The 22919-nt window shown below is 61.1% G+C and carries 20 protein-coding genes and 1 pseudogene; 14 read left to right on the top strand and 7 right to left on the bottom strand.

The annotated features are described in order from the left end of the window. Positions 1-5: 5 nt before the first annotated feature. Together BLL36_RS13835 and BLL36_RS13830 are read left to right on the top strand one after the other, a co-directional pair. Positions 6-1901, top strand: a complete 1896-nt coding sequence (locus BLL36_RS13835; protein WP_076951986.1) for an FTR1 family protein — start codon at positions 6-8, stop codon at positions 1899-1901. A 32-nt stretch (positions 1902-1933) separates the two neighbouring features. Continuing rightward, positions 1934-2389: a YaiI/YqxD family protein gene (locus BLL36_RS13830; RefSeq protein WP_076951985.1), complete on the top strand. Its 456-nt coding sequence runs from the start codon at positions 1934-1936 to the stop codon at positions 2387-2389. Between the two features lie 78 nt (positions 2390-2467). Here BLL36_RS13830 and elbB read toward each other — a convergent pair whose 3' ends face one another. Next, on the bottom strand, positions 2468-3133 hold the full coding sequence (gene elbB / locus BLL36_RS13825; protein WP_076951984.1) for an isoprenoid biosynthesis glyoxalase ElbB: 666 nt from the start codon (positions 3131-3133) through the stop codon (positions 2468-2470). 303 nt (positions 3134-3436) lie between these two features. On the opposite strand from elbB, the pseudogene BLL36_RS31690 reads away from it, so the two are divergent. Next, positions 3437-3616: pseudogene (locus BLL36_RS31690) on the top strand (sterol desaturase family protein); the annotation flags it as partial. Here BLL36_RS31690 and BLL36_RS13820 read toward each other — a convergent pair. After that, positions 3600-4235: a DedA family protein gene (locus BLL36_RS13820; RefSeq protein WP_076951983.1), complete on the bottom strand. Its 636-nt coding sequence runs from the start codon at positions 4233-4235 to the stop codon at positions 3600-3602. The pseudogene BLL36_RS31690 and the gene BLL36_RS13820 overlap by 17 nt on opposite strands. Positions 4236-4442: 207 nt before the next feature. Between BLL36_RS13820 and hemB the strand changes: the two genes are divergently transcribed. Together hemB and ppk1 are read left to right on the top strand one after the other, a co-directional pair. Next, positions 4443-5456 carry a porphobilinogen synthase gene (gene hemB / locus BLL36_RS13815; protein ID WP_076951982.1) on the top strand — a complete coding sequence of 338 codons (1014 nt, stop codon included), beginning with the start codon at positions 4443-4445 and terminating at the stop codon, positions 5454-5456. Between the two features lie 18 nt (positions 5457-5474). Then, on the top strand, positions 5475-7697 hold the full coding sequence (ppk1, locus tag BLL36_RS13810; protein ID WP_076951981.1) for a polyphosphate kinase 1: 2223 nt from the start codon (positions 5475-5477) through the stop codon (positions 7695-7697). A gap of 138 nt (positions 7698-7835) precedes the next feature. On the opposite strand, the gene ppx is transcribed toward ppk1, so the two are convergent. Continuing rightward, complete coding sequence (gene ppx / locus BLL36_RS13805) at positions 7836-9338, bottom strand: exopolyphosphatase (RefSeq protein WP_076951980.1); 1503 nt, start codon at positions 9336-9338, stop codon at positions 7836-7838. A 475-nt stretch (positions 9339-9813) separates the two neighbouring features. Between ppx and BLL36_RS13800 the strand changes: the two genes are divergently transcribed. The 4 genes from BLL36_RS13800 (at position 9814) to BLL36_RS13785 (ending at position 14366) form a co-directional block, all read left to right on the top strand. Further along, positions 9814-10467, top strand: coding sequence for a DUF1120 domain-containing protein (locus BLL36_RS13800; protein ID WP_076951979.1), 654 nt, complete (start codon positions 9814-9816; stop codon positions 10465-10467). 135 nt (positions 10468-10602) lie between these two features. Beyond that, positions 10603-11298: a fimbria/pilus chaperone family protein gene (locus tag BLL36_RS13795; protein WP_394329489.1), complete on the top strand. Its 696-nt coding sequence runs from the start codon at positions 10603-10605 to the stop codon at positions 11296-11298. A gap of 7 nt (positions 11299-11305) precedes the next feature. Continuing rightward, complete coding sequence (locus tag BLL36_RS13790) at positions 11306-13828, top strand: fimbria/pilus outer membrane usher protein (RefSeq protein WP_231998934.1); 2523 nt, start codon at positions 11306-11308, stop codon at positions 13826-13828. A gap of 4 nt (positions 13829-13832) precedes the next feature. Further along, positions 13833-14366: a DUF1120 domain-containing protein gene (locus tag BLL36_RS13785; protein ID WP_076952264.1), complete on the top strand. Its 534-nt coding sequence runs from the start codon at positions 13833-13835 to the stop codon at positions 14364-14366. Here BLL36_RS13785 and BLL36_RS13780 read toward each other — a convergent pair. From BLL36_RS13780 to BLL36_RS13765, 4 genes are read right to left on the bottom strand one after another with little or no spacing between them, the layout of a single operon-like run. After that, positions 14347-15084 carry an amino acid ABC transporter ATP-binding protein gene (locus tag BLL36_RS13780; RefSeq protein WP_076951978.1) on the bottom strand — a complete coding sequence of 246 codons (738 nt, stop codon included), beginning with the start codon at positions 15082-15084 and terminating at the stop codon, positions 14347-14349. The two genes, BLL36_RS13785 and BLL36_RS13780, sit on opposite strands and share 20 nt — an antisense overlap. Next, on the bottom strand, positions 15071-15721 hold the full coding sequence (locus BLL36_RS13775) for an amino acid ABC transporter permease (protein WP_076951977.1): 651 nt from the start codon (positions 15719-15721) through the stop codon (positions 15071-15073). Before BLL36_RS13775 ends, BLL36_RS13780 begins: the two co-directional genes overlap by 14 nt. Then, entirely contained in the window at positions 15721-16386 is a 666-nt protein-coding gene (locus BLL36_RS13770) for an amino acid ABC transporter permease (RefSeq protein ID WP_076951976.1), read from the bottom strand. Before BLL36_RS13770 ends, BLL36_RS13775 begins: the two co-directional genes overlap by 1 nt. 18 nt (positions 16387-16404) lie before the next feature. Beyond that, entirely contained in the window at positions 16405-17190 is a 786-nt protein-coding gene (locus tag BLL36_RS13765; RefSeq protein WP_076951975.1) for a transporter substrate-binding domain-containing protein, read from the bottom strand. A 263-nt stretch (positions 17191-17453) separates the two neighbouring features. On the opposite strand from BLL36_RS13765, the gene BLL36_RS13760 reads away from it, so the two are divergent. The 5 genes from BLL36_RS13760 to BLL36_RS13740 all read left to right on the top strand — a co-directional run bounded on the left by BLL36_RS13760 (position 17454) and on the right by BLL36_RS13740 (position 22685). Then, the gene (locus tag BLL36_RS13760; protein WP_076951974.1) at positions 17454-18149 is read left to right on the top strand and encodes a FadR/GntR family transcriptional regulator; all 696 of its coding nucleotides are present in this window, start codon (positions 17454-17456) and stop codon (positions 18147-18149) included. Between the two features lie 121 nt (positions 18150-18270). Further along, positions 18271-18600, top strand: a complete 330-nt coding sequence (gene trxA, locus BLL36_RS13755; RefSeq protein WP_003213989.1) for a thioredoxin TrxA — start codon at positions 18271-18273, stop codon at positions 18598-18600. Positions 18601-18833: 233 nt separating this feature from the next. Beyond that, a complete protein-coding gene (rho, locus tag BLL36_RS13750; protein ID WP_003176825.1) occupies positions 18834-20093 on the top strand; it encodes a transcription termination factor Rho in 1260 nt (419 codons plus the stop codon). Positions 20094-20250: 157 nt separating this feature from the next. Further along, on the top strand, positions 20251-21717 hold the full coding sequence (ubiD, locus tag BLL36_RS13745) for a 4-hydroxy-3-polyprenylbenzoate decarboxylase (RefSeq protein ID WP_076951973.1): 1467 nt from the start codon (positions 20251-20253) through the stop codon (positions 21715-21717). After that, positions 21717-22685, top strand: a complete 969-nt coding sequence (locus BLL36_RS13740; protein WP_076951972.1) for a CDP-6-deoxy-delta-3,4-glucoseen reductase — start codon at positions 21717-21719, stop codon at positions 22683-22685. The genes ubiD and BLL36_RS13740 overlap by 1 nt, the downstream gene beginning before the upstream one ends. The last annotated feature ends 234 nt before the right edge of the window (positions 22686-22919 follow it).

Genomic DNA, 22919 nt, shown 5'->3' with positions numbered 1-22919 from the left:
CGTTCATGACCGCCCCTTTCCGTTTTCTCGCCGGGCTGCTGCTGCCGGCGTTGATGTCGTGCAGCTTCAACCTGTTCGCCGCGACTGCCGAGGGCGCCCAACAAGCCTTGCATCTGCTGGATTACATTGGCGCTGACTATCCACAGACGGTGGAGGCGGGCAAGGTTATCGACGAATCCGAATACCGCGAACAGCTAGAGTTTCTCGGAGTGTTGCAGGGGCTGGTGGCAGAACTGCCACAGCGCCCGGAACGCGCGGCCTTGACCAAAGGCGTCGATGAACTGTCAGCAGCTGTAACTGCGCATCAGGACGGCGCGGCGGTCGCTCGCCAAGCCCGTCAACTGGGTGCCCAACTGGCAGTGGCCTATGAGGTTAGCCAGGCCCCGGCGATCACGCCTGATCCAACGCGCGGCGCACCGCTCTACGCCCAGCATTGCTCGGTTTGCCACGGAGCATCGGGCGCGGGTGACGGCCCGGCCAGCGTTGGCATGACGCCAGCACCCGCCAACCTGCGCGACGCCGGGCGCCTGGACCGTCTGAGCCTCTACGCGATCTACAACACCCTTGGCCTGGGCGTCGAAGGCACCGATATGCCGTCCTTCGCCGACCAGCTCGACGACCGCCAACGCTGGGACCTGGCCACCTACATCGCCGGCTTCACCGCCGACCCGGCCGCCGCCCACAGCGAGCAGCCGTTCAATCTCGCCGAGCTGGCCCGCCAGACGCCTGATGAAGTGCTGGCCGCAAATGGCCCGGCTGCCGCGGCGACGTTCCGCGCCCAGCGCGCGCAACCGCCGCAGGTCAAGCGTGGCCCGGCGCAGTTGCTCGACTACACCGCCACCACACTGGACAAGAGCCTGGCCGCGTTCCAGAAGGGTGATCACGAACAGGCCTACGACCTGTCGGTGGCTGCCTACCTGGAAGGCTTCGAACTGGTGGAAAGCTCACTGGATAACGTCGACGCCAACGTGCGCAAGGACACTGAGAAGGCGCTGATGGCTTATCGACAGTCGTTGCAGGACGGTTTGCCGGTCGAGCAGGTGCAGCAACGTCTGGACGTGGCCAAGGGCAAGCTCAGCGAGTCCGCCGGCTTGCTGGGCAGCGACGGCCTGAGCTGGTCGTTGAGCTACATCTCCGGGTTGTTGATCCTGCTGCGTGAAGGTCTGGAAGCGATTCTGGTGTTGGCCGCGATCCTCGCGTTCCTGCGCAACACCGGCCAGCAATCGGCGGTACGCAGCGTCAACGTGGGGTGGGGTCTAGCGCTGTTGGCCGGCCTGGCGACCTGGGCGTTGGCCGCGTATGTGATTGACGTCAGCGGCGCCCAGCGTGAGTTGCTTGAAGGCTGCACGGCACTGTTCGCCAGCGTGATGGTGCTGTGGCTTGGCGTTTGGATGCACGACCGACGCCACGCAGCCGCCTGGCAGGATTACATCAAGAGCAGCCTGGTGGGCGGCGGCGGGCGTTTCGGCTTTGCGATGCTGGCGTTCTTCTCGGTCTATCGCGAGCTGTTCGAGGTGATCCTGTTCTACGAAACCCTGTGGCTGCAAGCCGGCCCGGCCGGGCACAACGCGGTACTGGCGGGTGGCGCCACGGCGCTGGTGCTGCTGGTGGGCCTGGCGTGGGTGATCCTGCGCGGTTCGGCGAAGCTGCCGTTGGCGCTGTTTTTCGGGATCAACGCGGCACTGCTGTGTGCGCTGTCAGTGGTATTTGCCGGGCATGGCGTGAAGGCGTTGCAGGAAGCGGGCATCTTCGGCACGCGGCCGGTGGCCTTCTTCGACTTCGACTGGCTGGGCATCCACGCCGATGCGTACTCCTTGAGCGCGCAAGCGGTGGCGATCCTGGCGATTGTGATCCTGTATGGCCGCAGTCGGTTGGCCGAGAAGCGCCGCGCTGTTGCCTGAGCGTGTGGGAGCGGGCTTATGGAGAATTGAAAATGCGCGTGTGGATCGATGCAGACGCCTGCCCTCGGGCGGCCAAGGACCAGGTGGTGAAGTTTGCCCTCAAGCGCCAGTTCGAAGTGGTGCTGGTGGCCGGGCAAAGCCAGATCAAGCCGAGTTTTTCGTGTGTGAAGCTGATCGTGGTGCCGAGCGGCCCGGATGCGGCCGATGATTACCTGGTGGAGCACGCAGTGGCCGGTGAGCTGGTGATCTGCAGCGATGTGCCCCTGGCCGACCGTTTGGTGAAAAAGGGCGTTACCGCCCTCGACCCACGCGGCAAGGAGTTCAGCCCGGCGAACATGAGTGAACGGCTGGCGGTGCGTAACCTGTTTACTGACCTGCGTGAGCAAGGCCAGATGGGCGGCGGGCCACCGCCCCATGGTGAGAAGGACAAGCAGGCGTTCGCCAACGCGTTGGACCGCATTCTCACTCGATTGATACGCCAGGGCTGAACGGGGGCGGCTTCGCCACCCAACGCGGGCGGTGCGACGATTCGACAAGCCCGCTCGCCACAAGCCCGTTCATCACGATCAGTCGTTCTCGTGGGTCAGCTCCAACACGCGGTCCACCAGCTTGTTGATCCCCGAGGCGACCTCGCTGATGTTCTTGCCGAGCATGTAGGCCGGTGTGCTCACCAGTTTGCGTGCCTTGTCTTCGACGATATCTTCCACCGTGCATTCCTGATGGGTCGCGCCCATCTTGTCCAGCGCGGCCGCGGTGTCTGCACAGTTGCCGATGGTGCAGGTCACGCCCGGGCCATAGATCTTCGCCGCCAGGGCCGGTGAGATACAGATCAGCCCAACGGGCTTGCCCGCTTCCGCAAAGGCCTCGGCCAGCGCCAAAACCTGTGGGTTGACGCTGCAGCCGGCGCCCTCCACGGCAAAGTTCGACAGGTTCTTGGCCGCGCCGAAACCGCCTGGCACGATCAGCGCATCGAATTGCGTGACGTCGGCCTCAGCGATGTCCTGCACCGCGCCTCGGGCGATCCGCGCCGACTCCACCAGTACATTGCGCGACTCGGGCATTTCTTCGCCGGTGAGGTGGTTGATCACGTGCAGTTGCGCTATGTCCGGGGCAAAGCATTGAACCTGAGCGCCGCGCTGGTCCAGGCGCAGCAGGGTGATCACACTTTCGTGGATCTCTGCGCCGTCGTACACGCCACAGCCGGAAAGGATCACTGCAATCTTTTTGCTCATGGGCATTTCTCCTGGAGTCTTGGCGTTAAATGTCTACTAATTTGTCATCTGTTGCCAATGGGAACTCGCGTCACTGCACCTACTCTTGATGTAACAAAAATAGACCGGACCAGACCCTGGACTTTGTGCCTTACGCGGTCATCGCCTTGATCATGGTGGAACCGCGTGCCGACCGCTGGGGCGGCGAGCGCGATACCATCAACCTCTACATGGATCGCAACTACGGCGGGGTGTTCATTCTTTGAGGCCGGTGGTCAGGCACCTACCAGGAGGGGGACGACAGCGAGCCGGTGATTTTCGGCACAGGTCTACATCGCCTTGCAGTTCGCGGCCTATGTGGGCTTTGGCAGTTATTTGATGAATGTTGGCGAAGGTCTGCCCACGGCAGCGATGGTCCTGGGCTGGCCAGGCTTGCTGACTTGCAGTCTGCTCAGCGTGATCGGCCTCTACTGCTGCAGTGGCCGATTTACTCGACTGGCGTCTTGGGTGCTTCGATCCGCGCGGGCTCGGCGGCAAGCCGGGCCTTTTCATCAGCACAGGCCTGGCGAGCGATACGAGCGTTCTTGAAGCGACGGCGCAGCCAGAGGCCAAGGCCCAGCAGCAGCAACGCGCCCAATACCCATAGCTCATATTTCTTCACGCTACCCAGCATGCCCTCCAGCACCGCGCCAAAGTGATAGGCCGCTGCGCCCAACGCCGCCGCCCAGATTGCGGCACCAATACCGTTAAGGATCAGGTAGCGCAACGGTGGGTAACCGGAAAGACCAATCGCCACCGGCATGACCGTGCGCAGCCCGTAGACGAAGCGGAAGCTCAGCACCCAGATATCCGGGTGTTTGCGGATGTGCTCCAGCGCCTTGTCGCCCATCAACTGCCAGCGCGGCTTGCGCGCCAACAGCTTGCGGCCGTGCTTGCGGCCCATGTAATACCAAAGCTGATCGCCGGCGTAGCTGCCGAAAAAGGCTACGACCACCACCAGGTTGATATCCATGTATCCACGGAACGCCAGGAAGCCTGCGAGGACCAGTATGGTCTCGCCTTCAAAGAAGGTGCCCAGGAAGAGGGCAAAGTAGCCGAAGTCATGCAGAAATTGTTGAAGCATGGTCTGGGTGCTGGCGAAATGAACGCGCAGCCTACGCCTTCACGAAGATTCATGAAAGTATCGAGATGTGTCACGAAGTGAACAATTCCTACGTAGAAGGCGAATGCGACTACAGGTCGCATCCTTAAGCACAACTGTCATACCTTCGTCATAATGGCCGCTTATAACTGCAACGCTCGCCCGTATGCCCGGGCTCAGGAGTCTGTCGTGAGCTTTACCCCTGCCAACCGGCTGTTCCCCGCCACCCGCCTGCGTCGCAACCGTCGTGATGATTTTTCTCGCCGCCTGGTACGTGAAAATGTACTGACGGTGAACGATCTGATCCTGCCGGTCTTTGTGCTGGACGGTGAGAACCGTCGGGAAGCGGTGGCTTCGATGCCGGGTGTGGAGCGCTTGAGCATTGATCTGCTGCTTGAAGAAGCGGCCGGTTGGGTTGAGTTGGGGATTCCGGCATTGGCGCTGTTTCCGGTCACGCCGTCCGAGCTCAAGTCCCTGGACGCCGCGCAGGCCTGGAACCCGGAAGGGATCGCCCAGCGTGCCACGCGTGCCCTGCGCGAGCGTTTCCCCGAGCTCGGGGTGATCACCGACGTGGCGTTGGACCCCTTCACCACCCACGGCCAGGATGGCATTCTGGACGAGGGCGGCTATGTTCAAAACGACATCACCGTCGGTGCGTTGGTCAAGCAAGCGCTGTCCCACGCGGAGGCCGGTGCCCAGGTGGTTGCACCTTCGGACATGATGGACGGCCGCATCCAGGCGATCCGCGAGGCCCTGGAGCTGGCCGGCCACGTCAATGTGCGGATCATGGCCTATTCGGCCAAGTACGCCAGCGCGTATTACGGCCCGTTCCGCGATGCGGTGGGCTCGGCCCTCAACCTGGGCAAGGCCGACAAGGCTTCGTACCAGATGGACCCGGCCAACAGCCATGAAGCCCTGCACGAAGTGGCGGCCGACCTGGCCGAAGGCGCCGACATGGTCATGGTCAAGCCGGGGATGCCGTACTTGGACATCCTTTATCGGGTCAAAGATGAATTCAAGGTGCCGACCTTTGTGTATCAGGTCAGCGGCGAATACGCGATGCACATGGCTGCAATACAGAACGGATGGCTGAGTGAAGGGGTGATCCTTGAATCCCTGACAGCCTTTAAACGCGCCGGGGCTGATGGCATCCTGACCTATTTCGCCGCCCGCGCCGCCCAATTGCTTAGAGAGCAACACTAGCCCTCACAGGAACATTCCATGAATACCGAAGGACTCACAGACGTTGCCGTAAAAGACGCTCACCCGGTGGTTGAACAAGCCACCGAGACGCCGCCGGAGCATGAGCCCGCCGCGCCTGCCGTGGTAGTCGAGCCGCCCGTGCCGGCCCCGGTGGTCACCGTGACCAACCTGGATGACAGCAGCCTGTACATCCACCGCGAGCTGTCACAACTGCAATTCAACATCCGCGTGCTCGAGCAGGCACTGGATGAGTCCTATCCGTTGCTGGAGCGGCTGAAATTCCTGCTGATCTTCTCCAGCAACCTGGACGAGTTCTTCGAGATCCGCGTCGCCGGCCTCAAGAAGCAAATCACCTTCGCCCGCGAACAAGCCGGCGCCGACGGCCTGCAGCCGCACCAGGCCCTGGCGCGCATCAGCGAGTTGGTGCACGGCCATGTGGACCGCCAATACGCGATCCTCAACGACATCCTGTTGCCGGAACTTGAGAAACATCAGGTCCGCTTCATCCGTCGCCGCCACTGGACCACCAAGATCAAAACCTGGGTGCGTCGCTATTTCCGTGACGAGATTTCACCGATCATCACTCCGATCGGCCTCGACCCGACGCACCCGTTCCCGTTGCTGGTGAACAAGAGCCTCAACTTTATCGTCGAGCTGGAAGGTATCGACGCCTTTGGTCGCGACTCGGGCCTGGCGATCATCCCGGCGCCACGCCTGTTGCCACGGATCATCAAGGTACCGGAAGAGGTAGGGGGCGCTGGCGATAACTATGTATTCCTGTCGTCGATGATCCACGCGCACGCCGATGACCTGTTCCAGGGCATGAAGGTAAAAGGCTGCTACCAGTTCCGCCTGACCCGTAACGCTGACCTGGCGCTGGATTCCGAAGACGTCGAAGACTTGGCCCGAGCCCTGCGCGGCGAGCTGTTCTCGCGGCGCTACGGTGATGCGGTGCGCCTGGAGGTCGCCGACACCTGTCCGAAACACCTGTCGGACTACCTGCTCAAGCAGTTCAACCTGGCCGAATCCGAGCTGTATCAGGTCAACGGTCCGGTGAACCTGACGCGCCTGTTCAGCATCACCGGCCTGGACAGCCATCCGGAGCTGCAATACACGCCGTTCACCCCGCAGATCCCGAAACTGCTGCAAAACAGCGAGAACATTTTCAGTGTGGTGAGCAAGCAGGACATCCTGCTGCTGCACCCGTTCGAGTCCTTCACCCCGGTGGTCGACTTGCTGCGCCAGGCCGCCAAGGACCCGCATGTATTGGCCGTGCGCCAGACCCTTTACCGTTCCGGCGCCAACTCGGAAATCGTAGATGCATTGGTGGACGCCGCGCGTAACGGCAAGGAAGTCACCGCGGTGATCGAATTGCGTGCGCGGTTCGACGAAGAGTCCAACCTGCAACTGGCCAGCCGCCTGCAAGCGGCCGGTGCGGTGGTGATCTACGGCGTGGTCGGCTTCAAGACCCACGCCAAGATGATGCTGATCCTGCGCCGTGAAGCCGGTGAGATCGTGCGTTACGCGCACTTGGGCACCGGCAACTACCACGCCGGCAACGCCAAGCTCTACACCGACTACAGCCTGCTGACCTCCGACGACGCGCTGTGCGAAGACGTCGGCAAGTTGTTCAGCCAGCTGATCGGCATGGGCAAGACCTTGCGCATGAAGAAGCTGCTGCACGCGCCATTCACGCTCAAGAAGGGCATGCTCGACATGATTGCCCGCGAGACCCAGTTCGCGCTTGAAGGCAAACCGGCGCACATCATCGCCAAGTTCAATTCGCTGACCGATCCGAAGATCATCCGCGCGCTGTATAAGGCCAGCCAGTCCGGCGTGCGCATCGACCTGGTGGTGCGTGGCATGTGCTGCCTGCGTCCGGGCATTGTCGGGGTGTCGCACAACATTCATGTGCGCTCGATCATCGGTCGCTTCCTGGAACACACGCGGGTGTTCTACTTCCTCAACGGCGGCGAGGAGCAGATGTTCCTTTCCAGTGCCGACTGGATGGAGCGCAACCTCGATAAGCGCGTCGAAACGTGCTTCCCGGTAGAAGGCAAGAAGCTGATCATGCGGGTCAAGAAGGAGCTGGAAAGCTACCTCACCGACAACACCCACAGCTGGAGCCTGCAATCGGACGGCCGCTATATTCGCAACACGCCGACCGGCAACCAGAACCCGCGCAGTGCGCAGGCGACGTTGTTGGAGAAATTGGGCAGCCCGATTCTGACGGTGAATTAAAACCTGCATAACCCAATGTGGGAGCTGGCTTGCCTGCGATAGCATCACCTCGGTGTGACTGACACACCGAGGTGCTTGCATCGCGGGCAAGCCCGGCTCCCACACAAGCCCGCTCCCACATTTGTTTTTCGGTGTTCTTTAATGCAGGTTCAGGCTGAACCCGACCCGTGTCAGCCATTCCGCTTCCTGGGCAAAGTCCGCCTGGGTCAGTTGGTTCTCATCCAGCCACCCGTTCGGGAACACCACGTCCAGGCTGTCGCCGTCGGCACGCAGGGCCACCTGAGGCATTTCCTGCGTGCCACGGATATGGTGGAACAGGATTGCAAAGCGCAGCAGCACGCACAGGCGAATCAGCTTGATGCCGTCGTCGCCGAACTCGGCGAATTTGTCCTTGGGGATGTTACGGCGATGGCCACGCACCAGCAGGGCGAGCATTTGCTGGTCTTCCCGGGAGAAGCCCGCCAGGTCGGAGTGCTCGATCAGGTACGCGCCGTGCTTGTGGTAATGGTAGTGAGCGATGTCCAGGCCCACTTCATGCACCTTGGCGGCCCAGCCCAGCAGTTCGCGCCAGACGCCGTCTTGCAGGTCCCAGTCCTCGGCTACTTGGTCGAAGGCATGCAGGGCTTTGCGCTCCACGCGAGCGGCTTGTTCCTGGTCGACGTGATAGCGCTCCATCAGCGAGGTCAGCGTGCGCTCGCGCACATCTTCGTGATGATGACGGCCCAGCAGGTCGTAGAGCACGCCTTCGCGTAGCGCGCCGTCACAGTGGTCCATGCGCTGCAGTTCGAGGGCGTCGAAGATCGCTTCGAGAATCGCCAGGCCGGCCGGGAAGATGGTGCGACGGTCGGGCTTGATGCCGTCGAAGTCGATTTTCTCGGCATCCCCCAGCTTGAACAGCTTGCGCTTGAGCCACGCCAAGCCTTCGGCATTCACCTCGCCGGTGCCGTGGCCGCCGGCTTTCAAGGCCAGGCCGATGGCACGGATGGTGCCGGACGAGCCGATGGCTTCATCCCAGGTCAGGCGGTGCAGGGCGTGCTCGATGCTCATGATCTCCAGCCGCGCTGCCGTGTAGGCCTGGGCGTAGCGCGCCGGGGTGATCTTGCCATCCTTGAAATAGCGTTGGGTGTAGCTGACGCAACCCATCTGCAGGCTTTCGCGCAGCAGCGGCTCGAAGCGCTGGCCAATGATGAATTCGGTACTGCCGCCGCCGATGTCGGCGACCAGGCGCTTGCCGGGGGTATCGGCCAGGGTATGGGACACGCCGAGGTAGATCAGCCGCGCTTCTTCACGGCCGGAGATGACTTCTACCGGGTGCCCAAGGATCTCTTCGGCGCGGCGGATGAATTCGCCACGGTTACGGGCCTCACGCAACGCATTGGTGCCGACGATTCGCACGGCGCCCAGGGGCATGCCGTTGATCAACTGGGCAAACCGCTTGAGGCAATCGAGGCCGCGCTGCATGGACTCTTCGTTGAGTTTGCGCTCGTCGTCGATGCCGGCGGCCAGTTGAACTTTTTCGCCGAGCCGCTCGAGGATGCGGATTTCGCCGTTCTGGGCCTTGGCCACGACCATGTGAAAGCTGTTGGAGCCCAGGTCGATGGCGGCGATCAGGGACAGATTCTTGGCTTGGGATTGCGGCATGGTAAGGGGGTCTCGGTCGATAACCCAGCCATCGTGCCACGATCGACCTGTGGTGCCAACGCGTACTGCTTGGGTAATTTGTCCATGGGTGTCTGTGAGCAATTCTTGTGGGAAATGTAAGGGGGCGTTCCAAGCTTTCTGCGAATGAGGTTTTGTAGTTGTAGGAGCTATTAACCTCTTACTGTAATTATGCCGCTTGTGACTTTGCCTACAAGCACGCCGGTAATAATTTATTGGTTTCGTACTTGGGCCTACCCAATGAGTAGGCTTGGCTCACTTATAATTTTTACGGCTCCTACAATTTCTATCGTGTTCTCTGATTCTTTAATCGGGTACCAAAGCGACAGACTGTCAGTCGGCAATTTTGCCGTGGTGTTATTTATTTATGGTCGATTGTTACAAGGAAGAATAACTGACGGATGATGGAAGCCCGGCCATCGTAAAAATACCTCCCATTCCAGATGACAGGTTAAACATGAAGAAAAATATGCTTGGTTTGACAATAGGTACTCTTTGTCTGGTAGCGAGTATCGGTGCTCATGCAACAACGGCTGCCGAGCTGATTGTCCGCGGGACTATCAAGCCGCTGGCTTGCAACCTGAGCCTCGCCGGTGGTGGCATCGTCGATTACCAGGTCATTCCCTCCGGTAGTTTGTCTGCAACGCAGTTCAATCCTCTCGCGCCGAAATCCGTGAGCCTGTCCGTCAGTTGCGGCCAAACGCCAGCGAAGTTCGGCCTGGCGCTGACTGATCTGCAATCGGGCAGCAAGGTTCCGGGGATTCTTGGTACCGGGTTCACCGAAGCGCAGAACTACGGGCTGGGCGCTGTCAGCGGCAAGCGTACCGGCGGCTACTCGGTTACCCTCAAGGATCTGCGCTCATCCACCGGGAACCTTAGCCCGCTCATGCGTGTGGGCACCACCGGCTCCTGGCAGTCCAGCGACGGCAAGGTCGCCCAAAAGCCTAGCCAGTACTCGTGGCGCAACGGAACCAGCCTGGTACCCGCGTCCATCACCCAACTCAATGGCACGCTTGAAGTGAAAGCCGTTATCAACCGCACTCAGGACCTGGACCTGACCCGCGATGTAACGCTGGATGGTCGCGCCACGCTGGAATTGACTTACATCTAAATACGTCATCAACAGCCGACATTAATGCACAGGCAGCTTCACGTCTCTGTTTAGTGCCGGCTGTTTTACGTGGGCGTTCGTTAATTGTCGGCTTTATAGCTGCGGGTAAATTCGGTGAATGGTCTATCAACAATAATGATGTCGTTGCTGCGATTTATAAGTTTGTGTTTTTGCTTGTGTGGTATCGCGGTAGCCGACGGCATGCAGCCTGAAACAACAGTCGTGATTCTGAATGAAGAAGACGGCGAGGCAACGCTTAATATTAAAAATACCGACCCTGGGCCGGCATTGCTTCATTCGGTCATAGAAAACATACCGGAGGACCAGGAACCCTTATTGATCGTCACGCCGCCTATTACACGGGTCGAAGCGGGCGACACCCAACTTGTGCGTTTCATCAGTACGCTGAAGGCCCCGCTCAAGACCCAGCGCCTGAAGCGGGTTTCCTTTGAAGGCATCCCCCAGGCGCGCACGCCCGGCGGTGCGACCATTGGTATCACCCTGCGGCAGAACCTGCCATTGATCCTGCATCCCAAAGGGTTGCCCAGGCACGACGCGCCCTGGCAGTTGCTGACATGGACGCGTGAAGGGGGGCAATTAAAGGTTCACAACGACAGCGCCTACGTCGTGCGCATGTCGCTGGAAGTGCAACTGCATCCGCAGGCACAGGCGGGGACGTTGCCGCGCACTTACATCCTGCCGGGCGAAGTGCTGACGGTCGCGTCGGCCGGTTCAGTGGCGGGCGTGGTTGCGGTGGAGTTTCAACCGGCCACGGTCTATGGGTTCACGGTGGACAGCTACCGCGCCCCTGTTGTGGCTGGCGCGGATTGACTGACCTATGAAAAAGATCAGGCATCCAAGTCGCGCGGCCAAACGTGAGGCCAGTAACGGCTTGCAGGCGCGCTCCAGGGTCCTGCTGGGTCTCGCGACGCTGTGTGGCTTGCCAGGTTCCAGCGCGGCTGTGGGCCTGGGGGAAGGCTTTGACCTGGCCGCGTTGACATCGCTGGGCATTGATCCCCAGGTGTCGGAGTACTTTCGCAGCGCGGCCCGCTTTCGCGAAGGCGTGCATGTGGTCGGGCTACGCGTCAATGGCACCCCGCTGGGGTTGGTTGACGCACGTTTTGATTACCAGGGCCAGCTGTGCTTCACCCCGGCGCTACTGGCCAAAGCCGGTCTGGTCACGCCGTCCAGGGTGCTGCGCGAAGGCATCAGCCCCGACCAGACCTGCCATGATTTCGTTGGGCAATACCCGGCGACCATGGTGCGCCTGCGCCCCAGCAGTGATGAGGTGACCCTGGTGGTACCAACCCAGTCGCTGCGTGCGCCGGAGTGGGAGGCCGGGAATTTTTCCCAGGGCGGCGCGGCGGCTATCTTCAATTACACCGTGTTGGGTTACGACACCCATTCGCGAAGTGGGCCGAGTCGCTTTGTATCGGCCTATACCGAGGCTGGGTTCAACCTGGGTAACTGGATTGTCCGCAGCCGTCAGTTCTATGTTTCCGACAATGGCCGGGCGCGGACCGAGCAGGTGGATGCCTACGCCCAGCGTGATATTGCGGCGTTACAGTCGACCTTCCAAGCGGGGCAGATTTCCAGTAACAACCCGATATTTGGTGGCGTACAGCTGACCGGCTTGCAGTTCTTCCCGGATGGCCAGCAGCGCGGGGGAGCGGGCAGCAGTGAGGTGGTGGTTGAAGGCCTGGCCCAAAGCCAGTCACGGGTCGAAGTGCGCCAGTCGGGCGCGTTGATCCATTCCACGCTGGTACCCGAAGGGCCGTTCAGGCTGACCGGTCTGCCGTTGCTCAACAGCACCAGCGACCTGGATGTGAGCGTGATAGACGTGCGGGGCGTAAAGCGCAGCTTCGTCGTGCCCGCTGCGTCTTTTCGCGGCGGGGTTCCCGTAACGCCGGGCTACTACTTCTCTCTCGGTAAAGTGCGCGAGACGTCCATCGACAGCCGGGAACCGGACTCGCCCGTGGTCGCCATGGGCAGTGGAACCTGGGGGCTGGGACAGCGCTCATCGGTGGGTTTCGGTTTGCTCAGTACCGACGAGTACCAATCGGCAGGCGGTACCCTGAGCAGCGTGTTTTTTCATCAGGTTACAGTGGACTTACGCCATAACCTGTCCCGTGATGGGCTCGACGGAGTAGGGGGCGCGCGCAGCACGCTGTCTCTGGGCAGCCCGTTGTTCGCCAACCTCGACATGAACCTGAGCGCCTCGACACAGAACAAAGGCTATCGGGAAGTGCTGGACGCAGGCCAGGCCTCACGGGGGTACGACCTCGATGCGCGTTTCAAGCGCCAGTACACGGCGGGGCTGAACTGGGCGGATCCGTTCATGGGGGGCTTTTCCCTCAGTTTCACCCGTAGTTCGCAATTTGACGGGCGATCCACCGATCACCTCTTTGCGTCATGGAACAAATCGTTCAATGGCGTTGACGTGGCGTTGATCGCAGACGCACAGGTCGGTGGGTCCAGGCCTCGACGCCTGGACCGAACAGAGGGGGGGCGCCGCGATGAAAGGCTGGACGAAGATACCTCCCTCAGGCTGCAGGTAACCCTGCCCCTGGGCGGTGATCGCCGCGTGAGCAGCTACGTCAGTCGCCGAGGCGATCGCCTGGATGCCGGCACGGCCCTCAGCGAGCGGGTCAACGACTATGTGGACTATGAAGTCGGCGTTGATCGAGACGTGAACGAGCGCGAACAGCGCGTGCGCGGCCGCGTAGACCTGTTGCCGCTGTATACCCGCGTCAGCCTGGGCGTCAGCCGTGATCCCTCGAACACCCACTATTCCGGTCAGTTGCAAGGCGGCATCGTGGCCCATGAGCACGGGGTGACGTTCTCGCCGTACGCGGTGCAGGACACCTTCGGCATTGTCTCGGTGGGCGATATCGGCGGGGCGAAGGTTTCGACGCCCCAAGGGCCGGTATGGACCGACTTCAGCGGCCAGGCGGTCATTCCCGGACTGCAGGCCTACGGCAACAACCATTTGCAAGTACAGACCCAGTCGCTGCCCAAACGCGTCGACCTGAAGAACGGCACCCAGGTGCTCGCAGCCGGCCGTGGTTCAGTCAACATCCTGGACTTTGATGTGGTGAAAGTTCGGCGCCTGTTGCTTGAAGCCCAGGACGAACAGGGCCGTCCCTTGCCTCAAGGGGCCGCGGTGTTTGGCCAGGACAACAACTTTGTGACCAGCGTGGTAGGCGAAGGCATGATTTTCCTCAGCAACATCGATGGGCAGCAAACCCTGAGGGTTTCATTGCCGGACTCGGCGTCCTGCCTGCTGCACATCAACCCTGAGCAAGAGCCTGACGATGACCAACTTTACGAAACCGCACCCGTGGTATGCCATGCTCGCTGAGCGGATGAGCGGCCCGCTTGTCTGCGGCCTGTGCCTGGTGTGGGTTGCCCTCATGGCAAGCCAGGTGCGTGCCGATGACTGCCGGATGACCCTGAGCGAGCCGAGGGTCGACTACGGGGTGATTCGTCCCACGCAAGCGTCAGCCGGAAGGGATGCCGTGGGACTCGATACGCAGCGTACGCTGCACTTGAGTGTGCTTTGCGCAAACCCCGCCGCGATGGCGCTGCGCTTCAGCGGTGCAGCGGCCGATGCGCAAGGCTTTCAATTCGGGCGTCAAGGGCGTTTCACCTTGAGCCTGAAGCAGGCTCAGGTCGATGGCCGGCCGGTCACCTGGCAGCCCGACGAAGCTGCCGGCGGGCGGCTGCTCCCCGGTCGTGCGTTGTATGCGAACGTAGCCGGTGCCCCCGTCACGGGCCTGCGGTTGACAGCTCAGGTGGAGATCGACGTTCAACTGCCGGCCGACGCCCTTGCGGTGCGCCGAGAGACGCTGCTGGAAGGGCACGGCCGGTTTGAGCTGGTCAGTCCGGCTGTTCCGTAGAACCAATGAAATTGGCCAGTTCGGCGGTTTGCGGGTGCGCGAACAGGCGTTTCGGGTCGCCCACTTCATGCACCTTGCCCTGGTGCATGAACACCAGTTTATCGCCGACTTCCCTGGCAAAGCGCATCTCGTGGGTCACCATGATCAGGGTCATGCCGTCCCGGGCCAGCTGGCGCACCACGCTGAGCACTTCATTGACCAGTTCCGGGTCGAGGGCCGAGGTGATTTCATCGCACAGCAGCACCTTGGGTGACATCGCCAGGGCCCGGGCAATCGCCACACGCTGCTGTTGGCCGCCGGACAAGCGATCGGGGAAGGCGTCGAACTTTTCCCCCAGCCCGACGCGCTCCAGCATTTGTCTGGCCAATTGGGCGGCCTTGGCCTTGGGCACTTTCTGTACCACCTGCGGCGCGAGCATGACGTTTTCACCCACGGTCAAGTGGGGGAACAGGTTGAATTGCTGGAACACCATGCCGACTTTCTGTCGCAGGCTGCGCAGGTCGGCGCGGGCGGCGTCGAGGTACTCGCCATCGACTTCGATCACGCCGTCGTTGATGGATTCCAGGCCGTTTAGGGTCCGCAGCAACGTGGATTTGCCCGAGCCGCTGCGGCCAATGATCGCCACCACCTGGCCTTCTTCAACCGTCAGGTCGATGCCCTTGAGCACGTGGTGATCGCCGTAATACTTATGCAGGGCGGAAATTCTAAGCAGAGGCATGCAGTCTCCTTTCCAGGTAGCGCGCACTGAGGGACAGGGGGTAGCAGAGCAAAAAGTAACCAAGCGCCACCAGGCCGTAGACCATGAAGGGTTCGAACGTCGCGTTGGCGAGCATGCCGCCGGTCTTGGTCAGTTCGGTGAAGCCGATGATCGAGGTCACGGCGGTGCCTTTGACCACCTGCACCGAGAATCCCACAGTCGGCGCCACGGCTATTCGCAGGGCCTGGGGCAGGATCACGTAGCGCAGTTGCTCAAGAGGGTTCAGCGCCAGGCTGGCGGAGGCTTCCCATTGCCCGTGGGCGATGGAGTCCACGCAGCCGCGCCAGATTTCAGCGAGGTAGGCGCTGGTAAACAGGGTCAGGGCGATCGCCGCGGCCAGCCACGGCGAGATATCCACACCGAGCAGGGCAACGCCGAAGAACACCAGGAACAGCTGCATCAGCAGGGGTGTGCCCTGGAACAGTTCGATATAGGTACGCGCAACGTTGCGTGGGAAGGCCTTGCTGCTGATGCGCAGGACCATCACCAGCAAACCGATCAGGCCCCCGCCGACAAACGCCACCAGCGACAGCAGCAGCGTCCATTGCAGGCCCGTGAGCAGGTTGCGCACGATGTCCCAGAAGGAGAAATCACTCATCAGCTGTTCCTCATCACAAACCGCCGACCGATCCAATTGAGCAATTGGCGAATCATCAGCGCCATGCACAGGTACACCAGGGTGGTCAGGGCATAGGTCTCGAATGCGCGGAAGTTGCGCGACTGAATGAAGTTGGCGGCAAAGCTCAGCTCTTCGGTGGCGATCTGCGAACACACCGCCGAACCGAGCATCACGATGATGATCTGGCTGCTCAGTGCGGGCCATACCTTGCCCAGCGCCGGCAGCAGCACCACGTGACGGAACGCTTCGAAGCGCGTCATCGCCAGCGCGGCGGCGGCTTCCAATTGTCCTTTGGGGATAGCCTGGATGCCGGCGCGGATGATCTCGGTGGAATAGGCACCCAGGTTGATCACCATCGCCAGTACGGCGGCTTGCCACTCGGTGATCTTCAGCCCCAGGGACGGCAGGCCGAAAAAGATGAAAAACAACTGCACCAGGAACGGTGTGTTGCGGATCAACTCGACATACACACCGAAGAACCAGGCGAACGGCTGGATCTTCCAAGCCCGCACCACGGCGCCGACGGTACCCAGGGCCACGCCGAGGATGGCGCCGATGGCCGTCAGCTCAAGGGTGAACAGCGCGCCGCGCAACAGCAGGTCGGTATTGGCCAGCACCGGCACAAAGTCAAATTGATACGCCATGAGTCAGGCTCCGTCGCTTCAGAGGTCTGCGGGCAGCGGCTCTTTGAGCCATTGCATAGCGTTCTTTTCCAGGCTGCCGTCGGCCTTGGCCGCGACCAGGATCTGGTTGACCTTTTCCAGCAGTGCCGGCTCGTTCTTGTTCACGCCCACGTACACCGGCGAGTCCTTGAGCTTCACTTTCAGCGCCGGCACGCGTTTGGGGTTGCGTTCGCTGATCGCCACCATCACCACGTTGCCGCTGGCGATGAGGTCGACCTGGCCGGCCAGGTAGGCGGCGATGGTCGAGTTGTTGTCTTCGAAGCGTTTGATTGTGGCTTCCTTGGGCGCCACGGCGGTCAGCTCGATGTCTTCGATGGCGCCACGGGTCACGCTGATGGTCTTGCCCTTGAGGTCGTCGAGGGTGGCGATTGCGGCATCAGGCGGTCCGAACACGGCCAGGTAGAACGGCGCATACGCCTTGGAGAAGTCGATGACCTTTTCCCGCTCGGGGTTCTTGCCCAGGCTGGAGATCACCAGGTCGACCTTGCCGGTGGTGAGGAATGGGATGCGGTTGGTGCTGTTGACCGGGGTCAGTTCCAACTTGACCTTGAGCTGGTCGGCCAGCAGCTTGGCGGTGTCGATGTCCAGGCCGCGCGGCTTCATGTCGGGGCCGACCGAGCCGAACGGCGGAAAGTCCTGAGGCACGGCGACCTTTAGGGTGCCACGCGCAACGATGTCATCCAGACCGTTGGCCTGGGCGGGTGCCTGGCTCAGCATCAGGCTGGCAAACAAGGCTGTGAGCAGGGCGCTGTAGCGCTTGGTCATGGCAACTCTCCGAAAGGGCGAAGGAATTTTCTGAATGGGGTGCATGCCGTGATTGCACAGCCCATGCCATCACTCCTGGGAACCTCTGCAGGCCAGGCATTTAGTGGGTCGCGGTGGTCTTACTGGTCTGAACAGTAGCGATTCTTTTCGCACCCTTTTCGAGCACCCTGAAAACCACGCGAGCCCCTTTGGGGCGTGGCTTGCCGCCGGCCGAGAATAGCTTTACAACTAGCCGTTCAGTTGACTGCAATCTTGAGTTTTTTATGAATTCCATCGCCCAAGCCGTACCGGAAGCGGCCTTGCAGGCCATCCGTAAACTGATCAAGCAGCAAGGCTTCGGGCCGGGCGATGCGTTGCCGTCCCAGCGCGATCTGGCGGTGCAGTTAGGCGTGAGCCGTGCGTCATTGCGCGAAGCGTTGTCGTCCCTGAGTGCGCTGGGCGTGGTCAGTGTGCAGCCGGGCAAGGGCGTGTTCGTGCAGGCCGCCGAGGAATCGCCGGGGTTTGTCTGGCCCTTCGCGGCGCAGGCCACGCCGCTGGATATCTTCCAGTTGCGTTATGCCCTCGAGGGTTTTGCGGCGGGGTTGGCGGCGGTGACGCTGAGCATCGATGAGCTGGACCGCCTGGAAGATAACGTCGAGGCCATGCGCAAAATGCTCAAGGCCGGCGATTTCGAAGCGGCGGCGCGGCTGGACTTCGAATTCCACCAGCGCATCCTCCTGGCCAGCGGCAACCAGGCGATGGTCAGTATCCTGAGCGCGAGTGCCGAGGTGTTCCTGGAGAGCCAGAAACTACCGTTCATCCGGCCGGAGCGGGCCATGGAAACCTGGCAGGAACATCGCAGAATCCTGCGCGCCCTGGCCCGGCGCGCGAGTGCGACGGCGCAGAAAACCATGCAGGAACATGTACGTAATGCAGCATTGCGTACGGGTATCGCGTTTGTGACTCCCGTGTCGCCCTGAGTCGGGCCATACCCAAACTCATGCACCACCATAGCAAGACTCAATCAGAGGCGGCTTCCTGAACGGGGGAAGGGCGGCTATGATGGGTCACGTTTTTTTTGCTTACAATCCGGAGACATCCATGAGCAACGATCTTATCAAGCACGTCACCGACGCGACCTTTGAGGCCGAAGTACTCAAGGCTCAAGGCCCGGTGCTGGTTGACTACTGGGCTGAATGGTGCGGCCCTTGCAAAATGATCGCTCCAGTCCTGGACGACATTGCAACCACCTACGAAGGCAAGCTGACCATTGCCAAGCTGAACATCGACGACAACCAGGAAACCCCTGCCAAACACGGCGTGCGTGGTATTCCAACGCTGATGCTGTTCAAGAACGGCAACGTCGAAGCCACTAAAGTGGGCGCGCTGTCGAAGTCCCAGTTGCAAGCTTTCCTCGACGCCAACATCTAAGTGTCGTGAAAAAGGCCCCGCAAATCGCGGGGCTTTTTCGTTAAACAGGGCTAGACGCTCCGAAACTCAGGTGGTACATTCGGCCCCGCACTGGTTTCTCCATTGCCCCCTGCAAGCCGTCGCCGACGCATTCCTTTTCGATAGTACGCGATCCTGTCGCCTTCTCTGCGGCGCGGCCTCATTAAGCCAAAAGCTTAATTTCCCCCCTCCATAAATGATTACGTCATTCCTATATGAATCTGACTGAACTCAAGCAAAAGCCGATTACCGACCTGCTCCAGCTGGCCGAAGAAATGGGCATAGAAAATATGGCCCGTTCGCGCAAGCAGGACGTGATTTTCTCCCTGCTCAAGAAGCACGCGAAAAGCGGCGAGGAAATCTCCGGTGATGGCGTGCTGGAGATTCTCCAGGACGGCTTCGGCTTCCTCCGCTCCGCAGACGCCTCCTATCTTGCCGGCCCAGACGATATCTACGTCTCGCCGAGCCAGATCCGTCGCTTCAACTTGCGCACTGGTGACACTATCGTTGGCAAGATCCGTCCACCGAAGGAAGGCGAGCGTTATTTCGCCCTGCTCAAGGTCGACACGATCAACTTCGATCGTCCCGAGAACGCGAAAAACAAGATTCTCTTCGAGAACCTGACGCCGCTGTTCCCGACCGTGCGCATGAAGATGGAAGCCGGCAACGGTTCCACCGAAGACTTGACCGGTCGTGTGATCGACCTGTGCGCTCCGATCGGCAAGGGCCAGCGTGGCCTGATCGTCGCACCGCCGAAAGCCGGTAAAACGATCATGCTGCAGAACATTGCAGCCAACATCGCGCGTAACAATCCTGAAGTTCACCTGATCGTGCTGCTGATCGATGAGCGTCCGGAAGAAGTGACCGAAATGCAGCGCACCGTGCGCGGCGAAGTGGTTGCCTCGACGTTCGATGAGCCGCCAACCCGCCACGTGCAGGTTGCCGAAATGGTGATCGAGAAGGCCAAGCGCCTGGTCGAACACAAGAAGGACGTGGTGATCCTGCTCGACTCCATCACCCGTCTGGCGCGTGCCTACAACACCGTGATCCCGAGCTCCGGCAAGGTATTGACCGGTGGTGTCGATGCCCACGCCCTGGAGAAGCCGAAGCGTTTCTTCGGCGCCGCGCGCAACATCGAAGAAGGCGGTTCGCTGACCATCATCGCCACCGCGCTGGTTGAAACCGGCTCGAAGATGGACGAAGTGATCTACGAAGAGTTCAAGGGTACCGGCAACATGGAACTGCCCCTGGACCGTCGCATCGCGGAAAAACGCGTGTTCCCGGCGATCAACATCAACCGTTCCGGCACCCGCCGCGAAGAGTTGCTGACCGCCGACGACGAACTGCAGCGCATGTGGATCCTGCGCAAGCTGCTGCACCCGATGGATGAAGTCGCTGCCATCGAGTTCCTGATCGACAAGCTGAAAACCACCAAGACCAACGACGAGTTCTTCCTGTCGATGAAACGCAAGTAATACGACGTTTCAGGTCCGAAAGAATGGCGCCCCCAGGGGCGCCATTTTTTTTGCGTCGGTTTTTTAAGCGTTCTGCGTACCCAAATGCATCGCGACAGGCTGCCAGTCGCGGTCATAGCAGGTAGGATGTACGTCTATTTTACGGGTGGCATGGTTAATGAAATTCAAGGATCTTCGGGATTTCGTGCAGCAACTTGAGCAGCGCGGAGAGTTGAAACGTATCCAGATGCCGATCTCGCCGGTGCTGGAAATGACTGAGATTTGCGACCGCACCCTGCGCAACAAGGGCCCGGCGCTGCTGTTCGAAAACCCGACCGGCTATGACATTCCGGTGCTCGGTAACCTGTTCGGCACTCCCGATCGGGTCGCCTTTGGCATGGGCGCCGAGTCGGTCAGCGAGCTGCGCGAGATCGGCAAGCTGCTGGCCTTCCTCAAGGAACCCGAGCCGCCCAAGGGGCTCAAGGATGCCTGGTCGAAGCTGCCGATCTTCCGCAAGATCATTGCCATGGCCCCCAAAGTGGTCAAGGACGCGGCGTGCCAGGAAGTGGTCATCGAAGGCGATGACGTCGACCTGGCCATGCTGCCGGTGCAGACCTGCTGGCCCGGCGACGTCGGCCCGCTGATCACCTGGGGCCTGACGGTCACCAAGGGGCCGAACAAGGACCGGCAGAACCTCGGTATCTATCGCCAGCAAGTGATCGGCCGCAACAAGGTGATCATGCGCTGGCTGAGCCACCGTGGCGGCGCCCTGGATTACCGCGAGTGGTGCGAAAAACACCCCGGCAAGCCGTTCCCGGTTTCCGTGGCCCTGGGCGCCGACCCGGCCACCATCCTCGGCGCTGTCACGCCGGTGCCGGACAGCTTGTCCGAATACGCCTTCGCCGGGCTGCTGCGCGGTAACCGCACCGAGCTGGTGAAGTGCCGTGGCAACGAGCTGCAGGTGCCGGCCACCGCCGAGATCATTCTCGAAGGGGTGATTCATCCCGGCGAAATGGCTGATGAAGGCCCGTACGGCGACCACACCGGCTACTACAACGAAGTCGACAGCTTCCCGGTGTTCACCGTCGAGCGCATCACCCACCGGGTCAAGCCGATTTATCACAGCACCTACACCGGGCGTCCGCCAGATGAGCCGGCGATCCTGGGCGTGGCGCTCAACGAAGTATTCGTGCCGATCCTGCAGAAGCAATTCCCGGAGATCACCGACTTCTACCTGCCGCCGGAAGGCTGCTCGTACCGCATGGCCATCGTCACCATGAAGAAGTCGTATCCAGGCCATGCCAAGCGGGTAATGCTCGGCGTGTGGTCGTTTTTGCGACAGTTCATGTACACCAAGTTCGTTATTGTCACCGACGATGACATCAATGCCCGCGACTGGAACGACGTGATCTGGGCCATCACCACGCGCATGGACCCCAAGCGCGACACGGTGATGATCGACAACACACCAATCGACTACCTCGACTTCGCCTCGCCGGTGTCGGGCCTGGGTTCGAAGATGGGCCTGGACGCCACCCACAAATGGCCGGGTGAAACCACCCGTGAATGGGGCCGGGTGATCGTCAAGGATGAAGCCGTCACCGCCCGTGTCGATGCGATCTGGAAAGAATTGGGAATAGATTGATGCGTGTAACCCTGCAACCTTCCGGCGCCGTGCTGGAGCTGGTCCCCGGCGAGCGAATCCTCGAAGGCGCGCGTCGCCTTGGCTACGAATGCCCCCAGGCCTGTCGCAACGGCGTGTGCCACGTATGCGCCGCGCTGCTGGTGGAAGGGCGGGTGCGCCAAGGCGGCGAAGTGCGCGACCATGGCGAGTTCTACACCTGTATCGCCGAGCCGCTGGAGGATTGCATTGTGTTGTGGGATGGCGTGCTGGCGCCGGGAGAGTTGCCGTTGCGCAAGCTGGCGTGTCAATTGAGTGAATGCGTGGAAGTCGGTGGCGATGTGTGGCGCGTGCGCTTGCTGGCGCCAGCGGGCAAGGCGGTGCGTTACCACGCCGGGCAATACCTGATGATCGAACGGGAGAATGGCGAGAAATCGGCATTCTCCCTGGCGTCGGCGCCTCACGCCGGGCGCGAGTTGGAGCTGCACGTGCTGGTGCGCGAAGACAGTGCGCGCACTTTGCTGGAGCAACTGCAACGCAACCGGATGGCCCGCGTCGAGCTGCCGTTCGGCGACACCCACTTGGCCGAGTTGCCGGATGGGCCGTTGGTGTTGATCGCCGCCGGTACGGGCATGGCGCAGATGCACAGCCTGATCGAACATTGCCGTGCCAGCGGCTTCAAGCACCCGGTGCACTTGTACTGGGGCGTGCGTCGCCCGGATGATTTCTACCAGATCGAACACTGGGACCAGTGGCTGCAATTGCCCAACCTGTTCCTGCACAAAGTCGTCAGCGATGTGTGCGGCTGGGAAGGGCGCTGCGGGTTGTTGCATGAAGCGGTGTGCGAAGACATCGCCGACCTCAAGTCGGTGCATGTCTATGCCAGCGGTTCGCCGGCAATGATCTACGGCACCCTGGACGCCCTGGTCGATGCGGGCATGGATGCGCACCAGATGCGTGCGGATGTGTTCGCCTACGCCCCCAGGCCCTGAAGCTTTGCACTGACTGTGGGAGCTGGCTTGCCTGCGATAGCGGTGGGCCAGTCGACAAAGGTTGTACTGACCCACCGCTATCGCAGGCAAGCCAGCTCCCACATTGTATCTGCGCACAGCAGAAATGGTCGTTGGGCTTATATCCGGCCTTATTCGCTTACGGTATTTAGCCCTTCAGCCAAATGTCCTTAAGCTATATCCGAAATGGCCAGCTTATTGCTGCTGGTTTGACGA

Origin of the sequence: Pseudomonas cedrina subsp. cedrina, from assembly GCF_001983175.1 — a bacterium.
Lineage (GTDB): Bacteria > Pseudomonadota > Gammaproteobacteria > Pseudomonadales > Pseudomonadaceae > Aquipseudomonas > Aquipseudomonas cedrina.
This window is presented reverse-complemented; position numbering and strand designations above follow the sequence as displayed.